Origin of the sequence: Paenibacillus sp. FSL k6-2145 (assembly GCF_037976585.1) — a bacterium.
Lineage (GTDB): Bacteria > Bacillota > Bacilli > Paenibacillales > Paenibacillaceae > Paenibacillus.
In genome coordinates this window covers 1,774,356-1,794,706 of sequence record NZ_CP150267.1, presented here as the reverse complement: position 1 = coordinate 1,794,706, position 20,351 = coordinate 1,774,356, and the positions used below count along the sequence as shown (strand labels likewise).

General features: G+C 48.1%; 17 protein-coding genes. 13 read left to right on the top strand and 4 right to left on the bottom strand.

The window, feature by feature from the left end; translation table 11 throughout:
* Positions 1–296: 296 nt before the first annotated feature.
* On the bottom strand, positions 297–1,511 hold the full coding sequence (locus NZ043_RS07870; protein WP_165980312.1) for a Glu/Leu/Phe/Val dehydrogenase: 1,215 nt from the start codon (positions 1,509–1,511) through the stop codon (positions 297–299).
* Between the two features lie 345 nt (positions 1,512–1,856).
* On the opposite strand from NZ043_RS07870, the gene NZ043_RS07865 reads away from it, so the two are divergent.
* From NZ043_RS07865 to NZ043_RS07855, 3 genes are all read left to right on the top strand, one after another.
* Positions 1,857–2,372 carry a DUF2179 domain-containing protein gene (locus NZ043_RS07865; RefSeq protein ID WP_036671622.1) on the top strand — a complete coding sequence of 172 codons (516 nt, stop codon included), beginning with the start codon at positions 1,857–1,859 and terminating at the stop codon, positions 2,370–2,372.
* A gap of 289 nt (positions 2,373–2,661) precedes the next feature.
* Positions 2,662–4,089, top strand: coding sequence for a hypothetical protein (locus tag NZ043_RS07860; protein WP_127551518.1), 1,428 nt, complete (start codon positions 2,662–2,664; stop codon positions 4,087–4,089).
* A 320-nt stretch (positions 4,090–4,409) separates the two neighbouring features.
* A complete protein-coding gene (locus NZ043_RS07855; RefSeq protein ID WP_133386251.1) occupies positions 4,410–5,087 on the top strand; it encodes a hypothetical protein in 678 nt (225 codons plus the stop codon).
* A 62-nt stretch (positions 5,088–5,149) separates the two neighbouring features.
* Here the strand turns inward: NZ043_RS07855 and NZ043_RS07850 are convergent, their stop codons facing one another.
* The 3 genes from NZ043_RS07850 to NZ043_RS07840 form a co-directional block, all read right to left on the bottom strand.
* Complete coding sequence (locus NZ043_RS07850) at positions 5,150–6,238, bottom strand: substrate-binding domain-containing protein (protein ID WP_133386250.1); 1,089 nt, start codon at positions 6,236–6,238, stop codon at positions 5,150–5,152.
* A 139-nt stretch (positions 6,239–6,377) separates the two neighbouring features.
* Positions 6,378–7,562, bottom strand: a complete 1,185-nt coding sequence (locus tag NZ043_RS07845; protein WP_133386249.1) for a glycosidase — start codon at positions 7,560–7,562, stop codon at positions 6,378–6,380.
* A complete protein-coding gene (locus tag NZ043_RS07840) occupies positions 7,559–8,749 on the bottom strand; it encodes an AGE family epimerase/isomerase (protein ID WP_133386248.1) in 1,191 nt (396 codons plus the stop codon). Before NZ043_RS07840 ends, NZ043_RS07845 begins: the two co-directional genes overlap by 4 nt.
* Before the next feature lie 413 nt (positions 8,750–9,162).
* Between NZ043_RS07840 and NZ043_RS07835 the strand changes: the two genes are divergently transcribed.
* From NZ043_RS07835 to nikE, 10 genes are all read left to right on the top strand, one after another.
* Positions 9,163–10,476 carry an extracellular solute-binding protein gene (locus NZ043_RS07835; protein WP_100528225.1) on the top strand — a complete coding sequence of 438 codons (1,314 nt, stop codon included), beginning with the start codon at positions 9,163–9,165 and terminating at the stop codon, positions 10,474–10,476.
* Positions 10,477–10,671: 195 nt separating this feature from the next.
* Complete coding sequence (locus NZ043_RS07830) at positions 10,672–11,559, top strand: sugar ABC transporter permease (RefSeq protein ID WP_017691677.1); 888 nt, start codon at positions 10,672–10,674, stop codon at positions 11,557–11,559.
* A gap of 2 nt (positions 11,560–11,561) precedes the next feature.
* Positions 11,562–12,395 (top strand): carbohydrate ABC transporter permease, encoded by an 834-nt coding sequence (locus NZ043_RS07825; RefSeq protein ID WP_091035769.1) that lies wholly within the window; start codon positions 11,562–11,564, stop codon positions 12,393–12,395.
* Between the two features lie 22 nt (positions 12,396–12,417).
* Positions 12,418–13,455, top strand: coding sequence for a glycoside hydrolase family 130 protein (locus NZ043_RS07820; RefSeq protein WP_091035772.1), 1,038 nt, complete (start codon positions 12,418–12,420; stop codon positions 13,453–13,455).
* 237 nt (positions 13,456–13,692) lie between these two features.
* A complete protein-coding gene (locus NZ043_RS07815; protein WP_339311326.1) occupies positions 13,693–14,634 on the top strand; it encodes a 1,4-beta-xylanase in 942 nt (313 codons plus the stop codon).
* Between the two features lie 296 nt (positions 14,635–14,930).
* Positions 14,931–16,565, top strand: a complete 1,635-nt coding sequence (nikA, locus tag NZ043_RS07810) for a nickel ABC transporter substrate-binding protein (protein ID WP_026081406.1) — start codon at positions 14,931–14,933, stop codon at positions 16,563–16,565.
* 75 nt (positions 16,566–16,640) lie between these two features.
* On the top strand, positions 16,641–17,585 hold the full coding sequence (nikB, locus tag NZ043_RS07805; RefSeq protein WP_133386244.1) for a nickel ABC transporter permease subunit NikB: 945 nt from the start codon (positions 16,641–16,643) through the stop codon (positions 17,583–17,585).
* A complete protein-coding gene (gene nikC / locus NZ043_RS07800; RefSeq protein WP_036671611.1) occupies positions 17,582–18,412 on the top strand; it encodes a nickel ABC transporter permease subunit NikC in 831 nt (276 codons plus the stop codon). The genes nikB and nikC overlap by 4 nt, the downstream gene beginning before the upstream one ends.
* Before the next feature lie 38 nt (positions 18,413–18,450).
* Positions 18,451–19,257 (top strand): nickel import ATP-binding protein NikD, encoded by an 807-nt coding sequence (gene nikD, locus NZ043_RS07795; RefSeq protein ID WP_133386432.1) that lies wholly within the window; start codon positions 18,451–18,453, stop codon positions 19,255–19,257.
* Positions 19,258–19,416: 159 nt separating this feature from the next.
* Positions 19,417–20,217 carry a nickel import ATP-binding protein NikE gene (gene nikE / locus NZ043_RS07790; RefSeq protein WP_133386243.1) on the top strand — a complete coding sequence of 267 codons (801 nt, stop codon included), beginning with the start codon at positions 19,417–19,419 and terminating at the stop codon, positions 20,215–20,217.
* The last annotated feature ends 134 nt before the right edge of the window (positions 20,218–20,351 follow it).

The window sequence follows — 20,351 nt, the reverse complement described above, 5'->3', positions numbered from 1 at the left end:
GGATGTCGGGGTTAGCTCTTTTTGTTAGGTGATGCTACCCCCAAAGAAACTTCATCCGCAGCGCTAACGAACCTGAGACAACCTATTCACGGTCAAAATCTGAAATATAAATTCTAACGAACCTCAGGAACGCTATCCTTCGGAAAAGTAGTTATTTAGCTTGAGGAAGGACCAAACTAGGCACAATAACGTGTCTGAGATTCGTTAGATATTAGATCCATGCTAAAAGGGGCTTATAACGTGTATCAGGTTCGTTAGAATGAGGTAAAGCTGGAGTTCCCCCAGGAGGGAGAACCCTATCTCTTATCGCCTGATCGAAGGATGGATTCCGCCAGCCGATCGGCTGCATCCGCTGTGGAGATCGCAGATTGCGTAGCTTCTGCGTATACCTTGCTCAGCGTGCCTGCAATCCCCGCCACCTTTTGGCGGATCAGGTCAGGCCCCGCGCCTTCCAGCTCGTAGGCGGTGGAGATGATTCCGCCTGCGTTGAGCACATAATCAGGCGCGTACAGGATACCGCGCGCCTGCATGCGGCCTGCAACCAGCTGTCGTTCACTCAGCTGGTTGTTGGCCGCCCCGGCAACGATGGAGCAGCGCAGCTCCTCCACCGTTGCCGGGGTCAGTACGCCCCCTAAGGCACAGGGGGCGAAGACCTTGCAGTCAGCGGCGTGGATATGGGCCGGATCGGCCGAGATGGCGCCGCTGAACTGCACAAGGGCACGTTGTACACGCTCCGGTACAACGTCTGCCACAATGAGCCGTGCCCCGGCTACATGCAGGTAACGGCACAGGGCATACCCGACCTTGCCCAGTCCCTGGACAGCAACGGGAATGCCCTGCAAAGATGCAATGCCTTGCTGGCGCAGCGAGGTCACAATGCCGATGTGTACACCGTAGGCGGTCATCTCGGCAGTGAAGTCATCCTGCGCCCCAAGCGAACCGGTGGTGTCCGTCACATGTGCGGTCTCCAATCGGATCTCGTCCATGTCTGACGACGTGGTCCCCAGATCAAGACCGGTCACGTACCGTCCATTTAGCCGCTCCAGACAACGACCCAGTGCACGAAAGCGCTGCGCCCGCTTGGATACGTCCGTATCTAGGCTTTTATCTATACGATCCGCAACCTGATCGGCGACGACTTCCCGTTCAGCGGCAGCGCCCTTTTGCTGCTCTACCCCTAGATCTCCAGCGCCCTGCTCACCACTATGAGATCCGCAACCATCCTCATCAGGTTTTGCATTTTTCGCAATAGGCACATTCCATATGACCACTTTCCCGCCACCATACGGCAGTCCGGAGATTGCATTTTTGTACGTCATGCCTCTGGCAAGTTTCACAGCATCCCGAGCAGCTTCTTCCTCGGACGCATACGTCCAGTAGCGGCATCCGCCGAGCGCAGGTCCAAGGACCGTGTTATGAATGGCAATGACCGCCCGCAATCCACTATCTGCATCATGGCAAAAAATGAGTTCCTCCATGCCTTCCTGCTCCATCTCCTGCCATAGCTGCATGACGGCACCCCCTTTTTGTTTTGACCCATCCATCCTGGTTCTGACCTGATATCCTGTGCCAGCGTGCTTGGCTTTATGATGATACAGCATATTCAAAGACCCCCGTTTTCGACCCTGGGACCTCCGCCGGGTTGATAATCGGTACAAACGGTTCTATAATGGCAGTTCCGGCATGCCAGAGAGCAGAAAATGCCACGGATTTACATCCAACCGTTTAGAATGAGGGCATAACGTCCAATGATGGAGATAGAGCGAACATACAGGAAGCATAGATGAAACGAAATCGTCGAGGATATGCAGCAGAGGGCCAATTTCGTTGTGAAGGCCAGGAAAGAGGGATTACGATTGTTTAAAATATTGGTATTTATCTTTTTGATCCAGATTGTATATGTATCGGCTTATACACTCCGGATGATTCTGACACTCAAAGGACAGAAATATATCGCCGCACTGATCAGCATGGGTGAGATTGTGATCTATGTGCTCGGTCTGAATCTGGTGTTAAACTATCTGAAACAACCGGAGGCCCTGATTGTATATGCGGTAGGTTACGGATTGGGTGTGCTGCTCGGAGCGTGGATTGAAGAAAAGATTGCGCTCGGTTATATCACCGTTAAAGTAATCTGTAATCAGCTGGATGGAAGCGTCGCGAATGCCCTGCGGGATAAAGGGTACGGTGTTACTGCGTGGGTGGGTAGTGGACGTGATGGAGATCGGCTTGTAATGGAGATTCTGGCGAAACGAAAAAACCAGAAACTGCTCTATCAGACGATTCTCAGTCTGGACCCGAAAGCATTTGTCATTACTGTGGAGCCCAAACAGTTCCATGGTGGCTTCTGGACACGTTCCATCAAAAAGTAAAATCGAGCAGGTCTGCGGCAGATGCAGTCCTGCTTTTTTGGTTTCATTTAACCGATATCTTCTTGCTGCCACGATATATCCCTGAAACCTTACTCCCCAAGTTAACTCCGTACGATTCAAGGTTGCTTACAGTACAAACCCTTGCCATACCAGCCTTTCCTAACCACATGTGAGATACGGATTATTGTTGTAATCGCTTTCAACATTTACATTGAGAACATGTCCTTCGTAACTTGGCATGGCAGCGATGGACGAATATCATCATCATATATTGGGAGGAATGGAATCGATGAAATCTAAATTTCGAAGTTTATGCAGCACAGCCTTGGCTCTAACGTTGGGGTTAACTTTATTGTCCGGCCCGGCAAGTGTGCAGGCAGCGGGTAACGCAGACTACAATCTAACAGGCTTCTCCCAAGGGAACGCGGGCGGCGGCATCATTAGCGAATCAAACACAGCCACGTATAAGAAAGTGTATAATGCGACCGATCTGGCATTGGCGTTGAAAAAGAACTCCGGTGTCAAAGTTGTTGAGATCATGAACGATCTGAATCTGGGATGGAATGAAATTCCGAGCGCAGCGCAGACTTCTCCTTTTGCCAAGCATAATGATGCGCTGACGCATCCCGTATTAAAACAGACCGGTGTTAGCAAGCTCACGATTGATGGTTTTAATGGACTCACCATTTTCTCCGCCAACGGTTCCAAGATCAAACACGCTGCGATCAGCGTGAAACGAAGCTCAAATGTCATCATCCGCAACCTGGAATTTGATGAGTTATGGGAATGGGATGAATCCACCAAAGGTGATTACGACAAGAACGATTGGGATTACATCACCCTGGAGGAGAACAGCAACGTATGGATTGATCACTGCACATTTAATAAAGCCTATGACGGACTCGTCGATTCGAAAAAAGGAACCAGTGGCGTGACCATCTCCTGGTCCCTCTTCAAAGGGGATGACGGCAGCTCGAACAGCTGGGTTACCCAGCAGATTAACGAATTGGAAGCAAATAAGGCTTCCTATCCCATGTACAACTACCTGCGCAGCAGTGCTGTAGGTCTCAGCAAAGCCGATATTATCGCCATCTCAGGACCCCAAAAGAAAGGACATCTGGTCGGTTCGACCAGCCTGGAATCAGCTAACGCCAACCTGTCCATGACCCTGCACCATAATCTGTACAAAGATATTCAGGATCGGATGCCACGCCTGCGTGGAGGCAATGCACATGCATACAACATCGTGATGGATTCGACTGGGGCACGTGCCGCTAAAGCCAAAATTACAACGGCGATGGCAACAGCGATTGCGTCCAAAGGTTATAAGTTCGATATCATTGGCAATGGGGCAATCTCTACGGAGAGCGGGGCCGTCTTGGTTGAGAAATCAGTCATTAAGGACGTGCTATATCCTGTTCGTAACAATCAGACCGATCCGGCAGATCCAACCTATACCGGCAAAATCAGAGTGACCGATACCATGTACTCTTTGGATGGAAGCTCATTCCGGGGCAGCAGTGATACGTCTGGCAGTCCACTGGCGCCAATTCCGGCCGTGGTAAAATCGTTCTCCTGGAACGGTTTCTCGACACTTCCTTACAGCTACACCACGGATGATCCATCCACGTTGAATGCACGCCTCACGGCTTCCAATGGCGCGGGTTCGGGTAAACTGACCTGGTCCAAGGATAATTGGTTGAAGACAAGTTATTGATATCAGAGTAACCTGTTGCTTTTACGTTCTTCAAATAAGGAAAAGAGTGCTCCTGCAGCTACGATAGCCGGGGGTGCTCTTTTTATATAATTTAGCTCCATATACAGTTTGGCGGGCCGCTTGAAAAGTGACTCCTTGTAAGGGTGGATCATCTACAGCATGTTTTGGTCTTCCAGGTAAACGTTGTAAATTGATATTTATCTTCATTACCTTTGTGAGTAATTTATGACAAATTAACCATTTATACAAGTACGCCTTGTAATTTTACTTACCGGTAAATATAATTTATTAGAATTGACCAATAAGGATGGTGAAGCAGCTTGGATGTATGGATATACTCCGCACTTACTCTTGTTTATTTGATACTTGTTGTTCGGATGGGCGTCGATTTAACCCAGCGGAAGCAATGGCTCGCGTATTCCAGTTTTCAGCTATTCGTAGCGTTCAGCTTGGCATATGACAATGGAATTATTGCTGTAGGTAATATGATAGGGGAGGGGGAAGTGTTAATGTTTCTCAGTAGCCTTCGATTTTGGCTGCATGCCTTTGCTACCCCTACCCTTATTCTTGTTGGCTACCATATCTTGCGCAGCTCAGGTGCCAAGTTTGCAAATAGAAGTATAACGAGTATGGTAGCATGGCTGATAACTTTAGGTTTGGTTATCTACCAGATTGTAGGTTTTACTTTATCCGAGGTTAAAAATCTCAAAGTTATAGAAGAGTATGGAGTATTGAGATATATGGCAGAAGGTCATGGAGGTCCGCCGATGATGGTTATCATCGTGGGGCTTGTACTCTTATTTGTTAGCCTGATCGTTCTTTTCAAACATAAATGGGTATGGCTGTTTGTTGGGACTGCATTATTGTTTGTAGGGCAGTTAATCTCCCTGCCAGTGGAAAGTGGAGCTTTAACCAATGTGTATGAGCTGATCCTCATCCTCTCGATTTGGAGAACGACTACATTTTTGAAGGATTCAACAGATCGTTGCCGTCGTTAAGCTCCGATGCATCAGAAAAGACTGGCCAGTAAGATAAAGGCCAGTCATCTGTGTTCGTTTATTTAATTCTTTAATTCAGAATCCATTGTATCTGATGATTCAGACACAGCACTCACCGAGTCACGATAGATGATGTTGCCTTTCACGTGTACACGGCCGAAACTGCGGTTCGGGTTGTCGACCTTTTTGAGCATGGACTGAACTGCCGTGCGGGCCATCTGCTCTACATCTACTTCAACGGTTGTCAGCTTGGGATCGGAGAGCATCGCATAGATATCATTATCAAAACCAACAACTGAGCATTGGCCAGGCACCTGAATATCCATGGAAGTCAGTTTTTGGACGAGCAGATGAGCGACCTGATCACAGTTGCATACAAAGGCGGTTGGCAGCTGTTCCGGCAGATCAATCTCAATAAACGTACCTCGTTCATCCCGATCATTCAGAACCAGCTCTGGATTCATCGGCAACCGATGTTCCAGCAAGGATTTGTAATACCCAAGGAATCGGTCCTGGATACTGCTCGTGGAATACAGGTTCCCTACATAAGCAATGTCACGGTGGCCCTGCTGAACCAGATAGTTCGTCAGCTCATAGGCAGCGTAGAAGTTATCGGTAACGACGGAATCAATGTCCGAATGTTCATCGTAGAAGTCGAGAAACATTTTGGGAACTTCCATCGATCGAACCAGTTCAATATACTCTTTGCTGATCTGTCCGAGCACGATGAAACCATCGACCTTGTTGTCGCTGTAAAGCTTGGGCAGCGTTAATTCTTCCTCATCCTCCACATTCAGAATGTGAAGAATGCCGTAGTAGCCCTGTTCCTCCAGATGTTTCGTAATGCGCTGGAACACGCGTACATAGAACGACTGCGTAGGCCCGGTAAAACGCTCCGGGATAATTACGCCAATATTATGGGTTAAGCCTTCCTTCATGGAACGGGCAGCAGCATTATACCGATAGCCCATTTCAACAGCAAGCACTTTAATTTTTTCCTTTAATTCGCCACTCACGCCATCTTTATCATTCAATGCTTTCGAGACGGTCACACTGCTGACCCCGAGCCTGTCGGCGATATCCCGCATGGTGATATTGTTCTTCAGTATGGTCGCCTCCTTCAAGCCGGTATAGGCACAATGTGCTGTCATTATGATGAGCGCTTTCTCCGCACATAATAACAATCCATATCAGTATACATCGTTACCAACTTGGAATAAAGCAATTCTGACTGTTGTTTCGCTATTTTCGGCATTTTTCAGGTTTGCATGAAAGGTTGCTATAGCGATGTTATGTCAATTGTTTCTGTAAAAGCTTCTCATTCTGTTCTATCAGCTGACCCCGCTGGCTGGCACAGTCCAGTGAACGATATGGATCGGCCGGTGTATTGAACGTATAATCGACTAGTTTTTCCAGCGTGGTTGTTGCCACATGACAGCGGGTATCACTGGAAGCGTAATAGATAAAGACTTCTTCCTTCTCATTGACCACAGCACCATTGCAGAAAATAACATTGGATACATCGCCTACACGCTCGTCGTCATAAGGGGCAATGAAGTGGCCGCCCGGCTTGGCAATAATACGCGCCGGATCATTCAGATCCGTAGCGAAGGTGTATAACACATAACGCAGGCCTGCTGCGGTGTTCCGAACTCCGTGAGCAATGTGAATCCAGCCACGATCCGTCTTGAGTGGAGCAGGGCCTTGACCGTTTTTGACCTCATATACCGTATGATATTGCCGTTCGTCGATAATGGTCTCTTCATGAATGACAGGGTTCAAGATATCCTCACACAGACCAAAGGCGATTCCGCCGCCGCTGCCTGTCGAGATGAATCCGTCCTGTGGACGGGTGTAGAAGGCATACTTTCCATCCACGAATTCCGGGTGCAATACGACATTGCGCTGTTGAGGGGAATTGGTCGTGATGTTGGGCAACCGTTCCCAGCTTGTAAGATCCCGTGTCCGAACCAGTCCTGCCTGTGCAACTGCGCTGGACGTATCAAATGCAGGAGCCTCCGGGTCTTTGCGTTCCGAGCAATAGATGCCATAGATCCAGCCATCTTCATGTTGAACAAGGCGCATATCATACTGATTGGTTTCATCCGCATCGATATCATCCCAGACCAATGGTTTACCCGTGAAACGGAATCCATCGATGCCATTGTCACTCTCGGCGAGCGCAAAGATTGATTTGCGATCTAATCCTTCCGTACGAATAACCATGACGTATTTGCCATTGAAATAGATGGCTCCCGGATTCAACGTCGCATTAATGCCCAGACGCTCCATAAAATGCGGGTTCGTCGTCTCATCCAGATCGAATCTCCAATGCAGCGGTACATGATGGCGAGTGATTACCGGATATTGATACCGATCATATACGCCATTGTAGAAGGAAGAATTGATCTCATTGGGGCGACTAAGTAGCTGCTCCTGTTTCTCCAGTAACTCCTTGTATTTCGGGTGTATCATTCTGATCCCATCCTCTCGATTAGTTCAATACAGAATCTGCTATTGTGATACGGGCATTTCCACGGTCCAGCAATCTCGCTCTGATCCGGTGTACCGTTCCCATCAACCGACCAGTACCATTCCCCACCAGCGCGCTGATCAATGATGTTTTCTTTTGTATAGGTCCACAAGCGTTCCACTCTCTCCAGAAACAAGGGATCGCCTGTACGCTGATACGCGTTATAGAAACCGACCATCGCCTCAGCTTGAACCCACCAGATTCGCTTCTCATCGATATGTTCACCTTCTTGTTCATTTAACAGGGAACCATCGGCATTCACGGCTACATTGGAGATGTTATAGGCGATATCCGTTACCATCGCTGCATACTCCGGATGTTGTTCCATCCCCAGAACTTTCAGTGCTTCGTCAATCAGCCAGCTGGCTTCAATGTCATGTCCGAACGAGCGCAGATCGATGATGGATTCCCACTGTTTGTTGAAAAATACCCCGAGAAACTTGGTGTCTTGGTCATACACGCGTTCATACAAAATTCCGAGCAGGCGTTCCAGCGCCGCCTTCACTTGTTGATCCGGCCACACGCGATAGAGCGTGGTGTAGGCCTCCAGCACATGGATATGCGTATTCATTGTGTAATCCGCAATAACCCCATTTTCGCTCAGCATTTCATTGGGCTGTTCTTTCCATGTGCGATCAAATTGTTCCTTATACGCAGGTAGTTCGGCATCCAGACCTTTGTCCTCAATTAGAGCAAAAAGCGTTTTCGCAAGTTCCAATGCAGAAGCATCCCCGGTTGCACGATAGTACTCACTGAGTGAATACACACCGAATGATTGCGTATACACATGTTTGCTCGTGTCCAGCGCTTCCCCTGTGTAATCTACCATCCAGTACATACCGCCATATTCGGTATCCATCACATGGTCTGCGAGAAAACGATAGGCGTGCTCCGCGTGATCGCGCCATCTTTCGTTTCCGGTAACCCGATACGCCGCTGCAAAAGACCAGAGTTGTCGTGCCGTGGCGATCCCGCCTTTGGGGGCCTGTGGATTCACCTGAAGATCATTGCCAACCCAGCCGTAGAATCCACCGTGGGTTGCATCTTTAAGGTTGGACCAGAAGGGTAAAATCTGCTTCTCCCAATGGGCCTTAATTTCAGATTGGAGTTCGGTTGTTTTTGTATTCATAAGTGAGCGCTCCTTCAACGTGTTACATAAATCTTAATATATAAATTGAATTAAAGAATATTTACACTGGCCACTCCGATGACAGAATAACCTTCCGATCGCTGTTATCCCCAGATTTTTTTGATTCCCTTTTTCAAAGGTGAAATTCCGGTGATAAAGGCGAACGCTCCGCTTCTTCAGGTTCTTTCTGTCCTCTACGTTTCGTGTAAATGTTTAATCAATTCATATAATTAAGTTAACGGTAACTTTATTAAATAATATTAGTGCTCTGAAAAACAGATGTCAACGAAATACCTCGCAATTTTTCTTGTTAAGTTATAAATAATTTAATTGACAGGTAAGCGTTACCATAATAGAATTCATTTTGTAACCTTAACGATAACTTAATTAACTTAAGAGAGGGGTCGAAACAATTGAGAAAAAACAAAGGTTGGATGATGTTGCTGACGATGCTGCTCATCACTTCACTACTTGCTGCATGTTCATCCGGAGGTGGATCTTCGCAGGCAGGGGAGGAGATCAGTACAGATCCGGCAGATATCAAGGGTGAGATTACTGTCCTTACACAACGTACAGATATTGTTGATACCGTATTCAAAGACTACGCTGCTGAGTTCAATAAGGAATACCCGGATGTCAAAGTGAACTTTCAGGCACTAGCCGACTACGAAGGACAAGTGAAGATCCGTATGAGCACCAAGGATTATGGTGATGTACTGATGATCCCGACCAGTGTTCCGATCGCGGATATCCCGGACTTTTTCGAGCCGCTCGGCACGTATGATGAATTGAAAGACAAGTACACCGCCATTGAAGAACGCATGGTGGATGGTCAGGTCTACGGTATCCCTACCGTGATCACGTTCTCCGGAATCATTTATAACAAACAGGTCTTCAAAGACGCAGGCATTATGGAAGTTCCAAAAACACCGGAGCAATTCCAAGCTGCGCTTCAACTGGTCAAAGACAATACAGATGCGGTTCCGCTCTACACCAACTATGCATCCGGCTGGGCCCTCACCCAATGGGAATCGGACCTGCCAACTGTTGCAGGCAGTGTGGATTACGTTAACGTGGACCAACCGAATACAGATGAGAACTTTGTGCCTGGTCAGCCGCACTATGAACTATATAAAGTGCTCTATGATGCAGCCAAGAACGGTCTAATCGAGAAAGATCCAACAACAACCGACTGGGAAAGCTCCAAAGCGGATCTCGCCAAAGGCAAAATTGCTACGATGGCACTTGGATCTTGGGCGATCACACAGATCCAAGGCATGACGGATACTCCGGACGACATTGGTTTCTTACCTTTCCCAACCAATGCAAGTGAGGTTGTGGTTCCGCTCTCCGCAGACTATAACATCGGCATGAACGTGAACAGTGAGAACAAACCTGCTGCCAAAGCCTGGATTGACTGGTTCCTGGCGAAATCAAACTACGCGGTTGAACAGGGTGGCGGTATGGATGCAGACAAGAATGCTGAATTACCACCCATTTTGGATCAATATAAAGATGTGAAATTCTCCACGCTTACACCTGCCAAAGAAGGTCAGGAAGGTCTGGTCGACAAGATTGATAACGAAGGCGAAATCGGTCTCTGGCAGCCTGACTTCAAGAAACGCATTATCGAAGCAGGTATTGGGAACCGCAAGGAATCGTATGACGACATTATGAAAGATCTGAACGACAAGTGGGTCAAAGCAAGAGCAGAACTCACGAAATAATTGGATTAACGTAAGTGGATCAGGTGATGAATGGACTGCGGGGATAAAGGAATCCATTTATGAATGGAGCATGGAGTATGTGGTATTTGAAAGCATGATACCCATGCTCTTCCCCCGGCAGTTATTCCGCAGGAATTCCATTGGACGGAGTCTTTCGATATATAGGCGGGAGAACCGCTTGGAGGTGTGGAGAGCATGAAGTACTTAAAACTTTCGAATTGGGGCTACTCAGCGCAACGCATATTTATCATCTGTGCCTTCTCAATTATTCCGCTGGCGTTGCTGTTTACATTTGCATACTTGCCAGTCATCAACATGTTCAAATACAGTTTCACCGATTGGAACGGATATAGTAAAAGGTTCGATTATGTTGGCTTTGAGAACTACACTCGCATATTCAGTGATCCCGAATACTTCAAAGTATTTATTGTCAGCTTGTATTACTTCGTGGCTACGTTCTTACAGATGGGCTTGGCGCTTTACTTTGCCACCATTCTGAGTTTCAAAGTTCGAGGCAAAAACTTCTTCAAAGGCATACTGTTTTTTCCTTATTTGCTGAATGGGGTAGCCATCGGTTTTATCTTCCTCTTTTTCTTCAAACCAGACGGTACACTCGATATGCTCATGCATGCTGTAGGGCTGGGACAATACACGCAGCTCTGGCTCGGTAATCCCAATATTATTAACGTGTCACTCGCAGGTGCATCGGTATGGAGATACATGGGCTTCAACTTTATCATTTTCCTGGGTGCAATCTCCTCCATTCCGAAGGATGTGTATGAAGCATCCGATATTGATGGTGCCAATCGCTGGCAGCAATTCCGCCACATCATCCTGCCAAGCATTACACGCATCCTGCAGCTCAACCTGATCTTGGCGATTAGCGGCGCAATTAGTGCGTTCGATATTCCATATATCATGACCGATGGTTCCAACGGCAGTATGACATTTGTAATCCAAACGGTTCACTTGGCATTTAAATATGGCAAGCTGGGACTGGCATCCGCCATGGCTGTGGTGCTGCTCTTGATCGTTATTCTCGTTACGCTTGTGCAGCGCGTCACCATGAAAGGGGAGGAATAAACGTGACACAACTCAAATACACCCTTGCGAGCGTGGTTAAATATGCTTCCCTGGTGCTTGCGGCGTTTATCGCACTGTTACCTATCGTGGTCATCCTGTTTGCATCTCTCAAAACGAATGCGGAATACGCTTCCAGCAGCCCGCTTGCCCCGCCAGCCAACTGGCTGAACTTTGCGAACTATGCGAAGGCTTTTGTGGATGGCAACATGCTGGTTGGTTTCAAAAATACCATTATTATCTTGGTCATCTCCATTATAGGGGCGACCTTAACGGGTTCCATGATCGCGTATGTGCTGGATCGGTTCAAATTCAAAGGCAAGAAAATCATGGTCGCGGCATTCCTGCTCGCTACCCTGATTCCAAGTGTTACGACACAGGTCGCCACATTCCAGATCATCAACGCGCTCGACCTGTTTAACACACGCTGGGCGGCCATCGTGATGTACCTGGGTACAGATATCATCGCGGTTTATATTTTCCTGCAGTTCCTTGGCTCCATCTCAAGTGCACTGGATGAATCCGCCATGCTGGACGGCGCGTCGTACTTCACGATCTACTGGAAAATCATTCTGCCATTGCTGAAACCGGCCATTGTAACGGTCATTATCGTGAAGGGTGTGAACATCTATAACGACTTCTACACACCGTTCTTGTACATGCCAAAGACCGATCTACAGGTCATATCCACCGCCTTGTTCAAATTCAAGGGACCGTTTGGATCGCAGTGGGAAGTCATCAGCGCTGGCATCATGATCGCCATTATTCCAACCATGATCATCTTCCTGTTGTTACAGAAGTACATCTACAACGGCTTCGCGCAAGGCTCAGTTAAATAAAATCCGAAGGGAGAAATGAAAAATGTCAGTTGCCGAAACGAAAAACGTACACATTGTTGGGGATGCTTTGCCAAATATGCCATGGGAAGCCAAACCGGAGGGAACGGAAGGCCCGGTATGGAGACATTCGGCGAACCCGGTAGTCCCGCGTAACCCGGTCAAGGGTGTTGCCCGTATTTTCAACAGTGCTGTTATACCGTATGAAGGAAAATTCATTGGTGTATTCCGCGCCGAAACCGTTAATGGCCGTCCACACCTTCACATGGGCGCAAGCGAAGACGGTTTGGAGTGGACGATTGAAGAAGAGCGTATTGCATTTGTAGATGAAAATGGCGATCCGTTTATGCCGAACTATGCATACGATCCACGTTTGGTCAAAGTCGAAGACACGTATTACATCATCTGGTGTACAGACTTCTACGGCGCAGCACTGGGTCTGGCCAAAACAGATGACTTTAAAACATTTGTCCGCCTCGAAAATCCAATGCTGCCATTCAACCGGAATGGCGTGTTGTTCCCACGCAAAATCAACGATAACTATGTAATGTTGTCCAGACCAAGTGACAGTGGACATACGCCATTCGGAGACATTTTCCTGAGTGAAAGCCCGGATCTCGTGTATTGGGGCAAGCACCGTCATGTGATGAGCAAGGGCGGCCAAGGCTGGTGGCAATCGGTCAAAATTGGCGGCGGGCCCGCTCCGATCGAAACGTCTGAAGGCTGGCTGATGTTCTACCACGGCGTAACCGGAACCTGTAACGGTTTTGTCTATAGCATGGGTGCGGTCATTCTGGATCTGGATGAGCCATCCAAAGTAAAATATCGTTCCTCCAACTTTGTGCTGACACCAGAAAAATGGTATGAAGAACAAGGCTTCGTTGATAACGTGATCTTCCCATGCGCAACACTGCATGATGCTGATACCGGACGTATCGCCATCTATTACGGCGCTGCCGACACGTATGTGGGCGTCGCTTACACGACCATCGAAGAGATCGTGAACTATGTGATCGAGACGGACGAAGTTATTGCCGGAGATCACGAGGAAGGCAAGCTGTAATCGAAGTGAAACCAATTTTTGAAAAGCTGAAATTTACACAATAACGGAGAGTGCAGAACCAATCTGAAGAAGCGAAGTGGTCGCATTTATCTCCGGATTTCTCCCTTGTATAAAAGGGATTGACAGAAATCTGGGGATAACGGCGATCGGAAGATGGTACTGCAATCGTAGTGAAAGTGTATATAGTAGGTCATTCTTTTTTCATTAAGTGAACAGAAATATTGGGGAGCTATGTATATGGAATATATCAAGGGATTTACATTTGGCTGGATGAGTGGCAAGGGCGACTTCCGCAAGCCGGAAACCAAAGAATCCTTGCGCCTGATGGCTGAACGTACAGGCAGTTCACATGTTATTTTTGCACTGGCGGCACATCAGGATCATCCGCAGGCAGTAGAAGTGAAGTATCGGGGTGCACATTTGGTGGAGGATAATGAACTGATCGATATGATTCGTTATGCTCGTACACTCGGGCTGCGTATCATTCTGAAACCAACCGTTAACTGCACCGACGGCACATGGCGTGCACACATTAACTTTTTTGATATCGATGTGCCTTGTGAGCCGAAGTGGAAGGATTGGTTCTGCAGTTACACGGCATTTCAGAAGCATTATGCAGCGATCGCAGAGCAGGAAAAGTGTGAGATGTTCATTGTAGGCTGTGAGATGGTGCAATCCGAGCGTCGGGATCAGGAGTGGCGCGAGGTGATCACCGCTGTGCGTGAAGTGTACACGGGACCGGTGTCATACAATACGGACAAATATCAGGAAGGTCATGTGAAATGGTGGGATGCTGTGGACGTCATCTCTTCCAGTGGGTATTATCCCATCGGAGACTGGGAGGCACAACTGGATCGAATCCAGCAGGCGATTGCTCCTTATGGCAAACCCTTTTTCTTCGCAGAAGCAGGCTGTCCCAGCCGCAGTGGATCAGCCTACGTACCAAACGATTGGGGGCTGGAAGGCGAAGTCAGCGCGGAGGAACAGGAGCGTTTCTATGAAGTGATGTTCCGGCATGTCAGTCAGCGTGACTGGGTGCGCGGATTCGGTCTATGGGATTGGAGCGCACATCTGCATGCGGAGAAGGATGCGCTGATCAACGACGGATACGGAGTGTATGGTAAGCCAGCGGAAAAGGTCATTCGTCGGTTCTATGAGGGCATTCCTGTAGACGTTTAAACGAGAAACAAGAAGGCGTATATGAAGATGGATTTCAGTGATATATCTGCATATGTACTTTCGTGATTTCCATGCTGTGAGCAAGGAATAGCAGATTATTGTTGAACTTATTTTTGCAGTTATGATTCATATTCAGATCGAGAGGCTCTTCCTGCTACAGGAAGGGCTTTTTTGGCATATTTAGTAGTGATGCATACTATGTCGAATTTTGTTGACAAAAGGAGGGCTCCTGCCTATTCTTAATGGATGAATATGATAATCATTATCATAAAATAGAGAAAAGGGGTTCAACATCCATGTCTGTTCAACATCGCAAATCTTCGGCCCTCACGCTGGCAACTATGCTCTTGTTGTTATTCGTTATTGTGGGTTGCAGCAATACAGGAAGTGGAGATGAATCCTCATCTGCTGCTTCGGATCAAACATCTACGAAGTCGATTACGATGTCATGGCCACGTGATATCGGTACAATGAATCCGCATACGTACAATCCTTCGCAATTATTTGCCCAATCCATGCTCTATGAGCCGCTGATCAGTTACCAGAAGGACGGAAAACTGGAACCTGCTCTGGCAGAATCATGGACCATCTCCGATGACGGCAAGGTATATACATTCAAGCTTCGCCAAGGTGTGAAATTCTCAGATGGTACGCCATTTAATGCTGAGATTGTGAAAAAGAACTTTGACGCTGTAATGAAAAACAAAGATACACATAGCTGGCTGGGCATTGTAGGTGTGCTCGACAAGACGGAAGTTGTGGATGACCATACTTTCCGATTGACACTCACAGAGCCATATTATCCGGTTCTTCAGGACTTGTCTGTGGTCCGTCCGTTCCGCTTCCTGGGTGAAGCTGGATTCCCTGATGACGGAGATACTTCCCAAGGCATCAAAGAGCCAGTTGGAACGGGCCCGTGGATGCTGGCTGAATACAAGCAGGACGAATATGCTGTTTTCAAACGCAATCCGAATTATTGGGGAACAGCACCAAAGGTGGATCAGATTACGGTCAAAATCATTCCTGACGGTGAAACCCGTGTCCTTGCTTTTGAAAAAGGCGATCTCGACCTGATCTATGGTGAAGGTATGATCAGTCTGGATGCGTTCCAGGAGCTGCGTGACAATGATAAATATGTGACCCAATTGTCTGATCCGGTGGGCACACGCAGTCTGCTGCTGAACTCTTCCAATCCAAAGCTGTCCGATGTCAGAGTGCGGATGGCGCTCCAGCAAGGGTTTAACAAAAAGGCGATGGTGGAAGGCGTGACTTCCGGATTGGAAGAACCAGCCGATACCGTATTGTCCAAAAACTATCCATACACCAATGTAGACCTGGAACCGATCACGTATGACGTAGAGAAATCCAAAGCATTACTTGATGAAGCGGGCTGGAAGCTGCCTGCAGGTGGTACGGTTCGTGAGAAAGACGGTCAGCAGCTTGATTTCGAGATGATTTTTGACAAGACAGACCCGATTCAGAAAGCGATGGCTGAGACCATTCAGGCAGAATGGAGCGAGCTTGGGGTTAAGGTAAACCTCACTGGACTGGAACTTACGGTACAGATCAAACGTCTGAAAGCCAATGATTTCGACCTGTATTTCTGGTACAACTATGGCGCTCCATATGATCCACATTCCTTCATTAACGTTGTGGCGAGCCCTGGATTCGGGATTTCCGAGACCCTGAGTGCGTTGCCGATGAAAAAGGAACTGGACGATCAGGTGCATGCAGCACTGTCATCTACAGACGAGACGAAACGCCAGGAGTTATATGGCTCTATCCTGAAAACACTTCAGGAGCAATCGGCAATCGTACCGATCTCTTATATTAAGAAAACGGCTGTATATCAGAAGAAAATCTCCAACTTTATTTTCCCGGCGAATCGTGATGAAAATCCGTTTGTAGGAATCGAATTGGGCAATCAATAAGTAGTAATTACTTTAATTTCGGAGTGGTAAGGCCTTTGTAATTTCATGTAGCTTGATAAAAGGGAGGAACGTTTGGTGATCAGTTATATTGGGAAACGAATGATCGCGATCATTCCTATCGTTTTTATCGCTACACTTGTTACCTTTGCGCTTATTCATATTTCACCGGTTGATCCAGCCGAGGCTTATCTGACAGCCGCTCATATCTATCCAACACCGGAGCTGCTTGCGCAAAAACGGCATGAATTCGGTCTGGATCAGCCCTTATTAACCCAGTATGTGCATACGATTCAGAAGATTGCCAAGCTCGACTTTGGCACCTCATATCTCACCAACAAACCCGTATGGGATGAAGTGAAACTAAGGATTCCCGCTACGGCTGAACTAGCCTTTTGGAGTATGTTGTTATCCGCTTTGGTAAGTATTCCTTTGGGAATACTGGCGGCGGTGTACAAGAATAGCTGGATTGACATGGTCAGCCGTGCGATTTCCTATTTTGGCGCGTCGATCCCGCAATTCTGGCTTGGTTATCTGTTGATCTTCTTTTTCTCGGTGAAGCTGGACTGGCTGCCTGTGGAAGGACGTGGATCGTGGGAAAATCTGGTGCTGCCTACGATTACACTCTCCTTGATTCTTATCGCGATCTACACCCGATTGTTGCGTTCCAGTGTACTGGAGCAATTGCAGGAGACATATGTACAGTACGCGAGAACACGCGGGATTCGCGAACGAGTCATTATGCTGAAACATGTCCTGAAGATCGCCATATCGCCCCTCATTACGGGGATGGGAATGAGTATGGGCAAGCTGCTCACAGGCACCATTATTGTGGAGCAGGTGTTTTCCTGGCCTGGGTTCGGACGATACTTTGTTGATGCGATATTTAACCGGGATATTCCCGTTATTCAATGTTATGTCTTCTTGGCGGCCTGCCTGTTCATCGTATGCAATCTGCTCGTTGATCTGGTGCAGCTCGTTATGGACCCACGGATTTCAGCGAAAGGACGGGCAGAACATTGATAAACAAATGGCGTGCGGTATTTAAAGGACAGAGAGCCATCCAGATCTGCTCGGTGATCATATTGCTTTTCTTCGTGATCGCGTTATTAGCCCCATGGATTGCTCCTCATGACCCGGTGAAGGTGAATCTGTTGCAGAAGCTGGCGAGTCCATCGCTCGAGCATTGGCTCGGAACGGATCATCTGGGACGCGACAATCTCACTAGGCTGATGTATGGAGCGAGAGTGTCGCTTGGATTTGCTACCCTGATCTTCCTGTCATCTTTGCTCATAGGTGTCATTGTAGGCTCCATCTCCGGTTACCTTGGTGGCTGGGTTGACAGTCTGCTGATGCGCTTGTGTGAAGGCATTATGGCGTTTCCGAATCTAGTACTGGTGCTGGGCATTGTGGGGATTTTCGGCCCAGGTCTGATGCAGGTGCTTCTGGCCCTCATGATGGTGCAGTGGGTGTATTATGCACGCATCTGTAGGAATATGGTCGTCAGTCTGAAGGAACGGAACTTCATCGCAGCGGCGCGGATTAGCGGCTCGTCTTCGTGGACGATTATCCGTAGACATATCATCCCCAACGTGCAGCGTCCCATTGTTGTGATGGGCACACTGGAGATGGGCTGGGCGATTATGGATATATCCGCTCTGTCCTTCTTGGGGCTTGGTATTCAACCCCCGAATGCAGAATGGGGGGCCATGATTCATGAAGGAACAGGTTACATTCGCAGTCATCCGGAGTTGATGATCTACCCGGGTGCATTGATTCTGCTGGTAGTCATTACGTTCAACATCTTGGGTGAAGCGTTATCCGAGCGTTATGGCATTGCAAAAAGGTAGTGGTTCGAGACCGAAGGCATATGGAGGTGAACGTAACGATGGATGATGCAGCGAAGGTACTCGAAGTTCGTGGTCTGCAAGTGAATCTTAGAACAGCGAAGGGTTCAGTCCCGTTACTGGAGCCCATAGATTTTGAATTAAAAAAAGGTCGTGTCTTCGGTCTAGTCGGCGAGAGTGGCAGCGGCAAGACCGTTACATGTAATGCCTTGCTCCATCTGCTTGATCCACGCAGGATGGAAGTGTCGGGCAGCATCCGTCTGAATGGACGGGAGCTTGGCTCGTTGTCAGGTGAGGAGATGCGGCGCATCCGGGGCAAGGACATCGGATTTATTATGCAGAATCCGATGAATGCTTTTACACCTGTATATACGATTGGATCTCAATTCATTGAAACCTTGCGTACGCATACGGGAATGTCCAAAGCAGCTGCCAGGGAGCGGGCCATTGCTGCCTTGGCAGATATGAACCTGCCCGAACCAGCTAAACTGATGAAGCGATATCCCTTCCAACTGAGTGGCGGTATGTTGCAGCGGGTGATGATTGCCATATCGATGTGCCTGCGACCCGCCTTGGTTATTGCTGATGAACCAACGACGGCACTGGATGTCGTGAATCAGTTCAAGGTGCTTCAGGAATTGGATCGTTTACGTACGGAATACGGCACATCCATCTTACTCATCTCTCACGATCTGGGCGTGATCTCACAAATGGCAGATGAAGTCGCGGTTATGCAGAAGGGGCGAATTGTGGAGCAGGCGGATGTGTATCAACTGTTCGATCACCCGCAGCATGAGTATACCCGGATGTTGTTAAATGCCAGACCCAGTATGTCTTTGGGACGATAGCGAATGACATGTGGGATGGATCGTTCAATGAGAGTATCTGTAGAGCGGGTATGAACTGTATTTTGAGTGGGCAGTCGTAGAGATGGAATTGGCATGGTGATGTGTAATTTCATTTTCTACAGAGATTGCTTCTGCCAAGTAGAAGAGGAGGATGACCTGATGCTTCAGGTACGTGAAGTAAGCCATAGCTATGGCAAACGCAATTGGCTGGATCGTTCGGGAGCGCGTCCTCCTGTGCTGGCAGACATCTCACTTACGATCGAAAAGGGTGTTTGTCTGGGGCTCCTGGGTACAAGTGGAGCAGGTAAAAGTACCTTGGGCAAAATCATTCTTGGTCTGGAGAAGCCCAGCCAGGGTCAGGTTTTGTTTCAGGGTCAGGATATCTATCGATCTAGCAAACCCGTGCTTAAGGGATTACGGCGTGATCTGCAGGTCGTGTTCCAGGACTGTTATTCGGCTGTGAATCCGCTTATGACTGCTGCGCAGATCATCGGTGAGCCACTAGATAATTACGAGCGATTTTCGGCAAAAGAACAACTTCGTGTGGTCGGACAACTGCTGGAGCAGGTTGGGCTTAAACCTGAGGATGGGAGCAAGCTTCCGCACCAGTTCAGCGGTGGGCAATTACAGAGGGTCAACATCGCACGAGCTATCGCGCTCAAGCCAAAGTTAATCGTACTGGACGAATCGATCAGCAGCCTGGACATGGTGCACCAGACGCAAATTCTATCCTTATTGGCGGAGCTCAGGGCGTCCTACGGGTTGTCTTACCTCTTTATCACGCACGACATTCGTGCCGCCATGACGATCTGTGACCGCTTTGCCGTAATGGATCAAGGGAAGTTGGTCTATAGCGGTGATGCCGGCGATTCGGTAATGCAGTCGGATCATCCGGCTGTGCAGCAGTTGGTTACAGCTATTTTGCCTGAGCATCCATCAGGTCGTATTTCGTTTGGGTAATGCGTTGTTTGTATGGTTGTAGATGGGCACGTCGCTAACGAACCGAGTGAGCGTTAATTGGCGATTTAGCAAGGAATGCAAAATGTAACGAACCTCAGTGAAGTTATTCCGGTGCAAACTAGTTTAAAACCGCC

Coding starts and splice junctions, on each gene's coding strand:
- NZ043_RS07815 (WP_339311326.1), top strand. CDS start 13,693: ATGGAATATATCAAGGGATTTACATTTGGCTGGATGAGTGGCAAGGGC.
- NZ043_RS07820 (WP_091035772.1), top strand. CDS start 12,418: ATGTCAGTTGCCGAAACGAAAAACGTACACATTGTTGGGGATGCTTTG.
- NZ043_RS07840 (WP_133386248.1), bottom strand. CDS start 8,749: ATGAATACAAAAACAACCGAACTCCAATCTGAAATTAAGGCCCATTGG.
- nikD (WP_133386432.1), top strand. CDS start 18,451: ATGGATGATGCAGCGAAGGTACTCGAAGTTCGTGGTCTGCAAGTGAAT.
- nikE (WP_133386243.1), top strand. CDS start 19,417: ATGCTTCAGGTACGTGAAGTAAGCCATAGCTATGGCAAACGCAATTGG.
- NZ043_RS07870 (WP_165980312.1), bottom strand. CDS start 1,511: ATGCAGCTATGGCAGGAGATGGAGCAGGAAGGCATGGAGGAACTCATT.
- NZ043_RS07850 (WP_133386250.1), bottom strand. CDS start 6,238: ATGACAGCACATTGTGCCTATACCGGCTTGAAGGAGGCGACCATACTG.
- nikA (WP_026081406.1), top strand. CDS start 14,931: ATGTCTGTTCAACATCGCAAATCTTCGGCCCTCACGCTGGCAACTATG.
- NZ043_RS07845 (WP_133386249.1), bottom strand. CDS start 7,562: ATGATACACCCGAAATACAAGGAGTTACTGGAGAAACAGGAGCAGCTA.
- NZ043_RS07830 (WP_017691677.1), top strand. CDS start 10,672: ATGAAGTACTTAAAACTTTCGAATTGGGGCTACTCAGCGCAACGCATA.
- NZ043_RS07860 (WP_127551518.1), top strand. CDS start 2,662: ATGAAATCTAAATTTCGAAGTTTATGCAGCACAGCCTTGGCTCTAACG.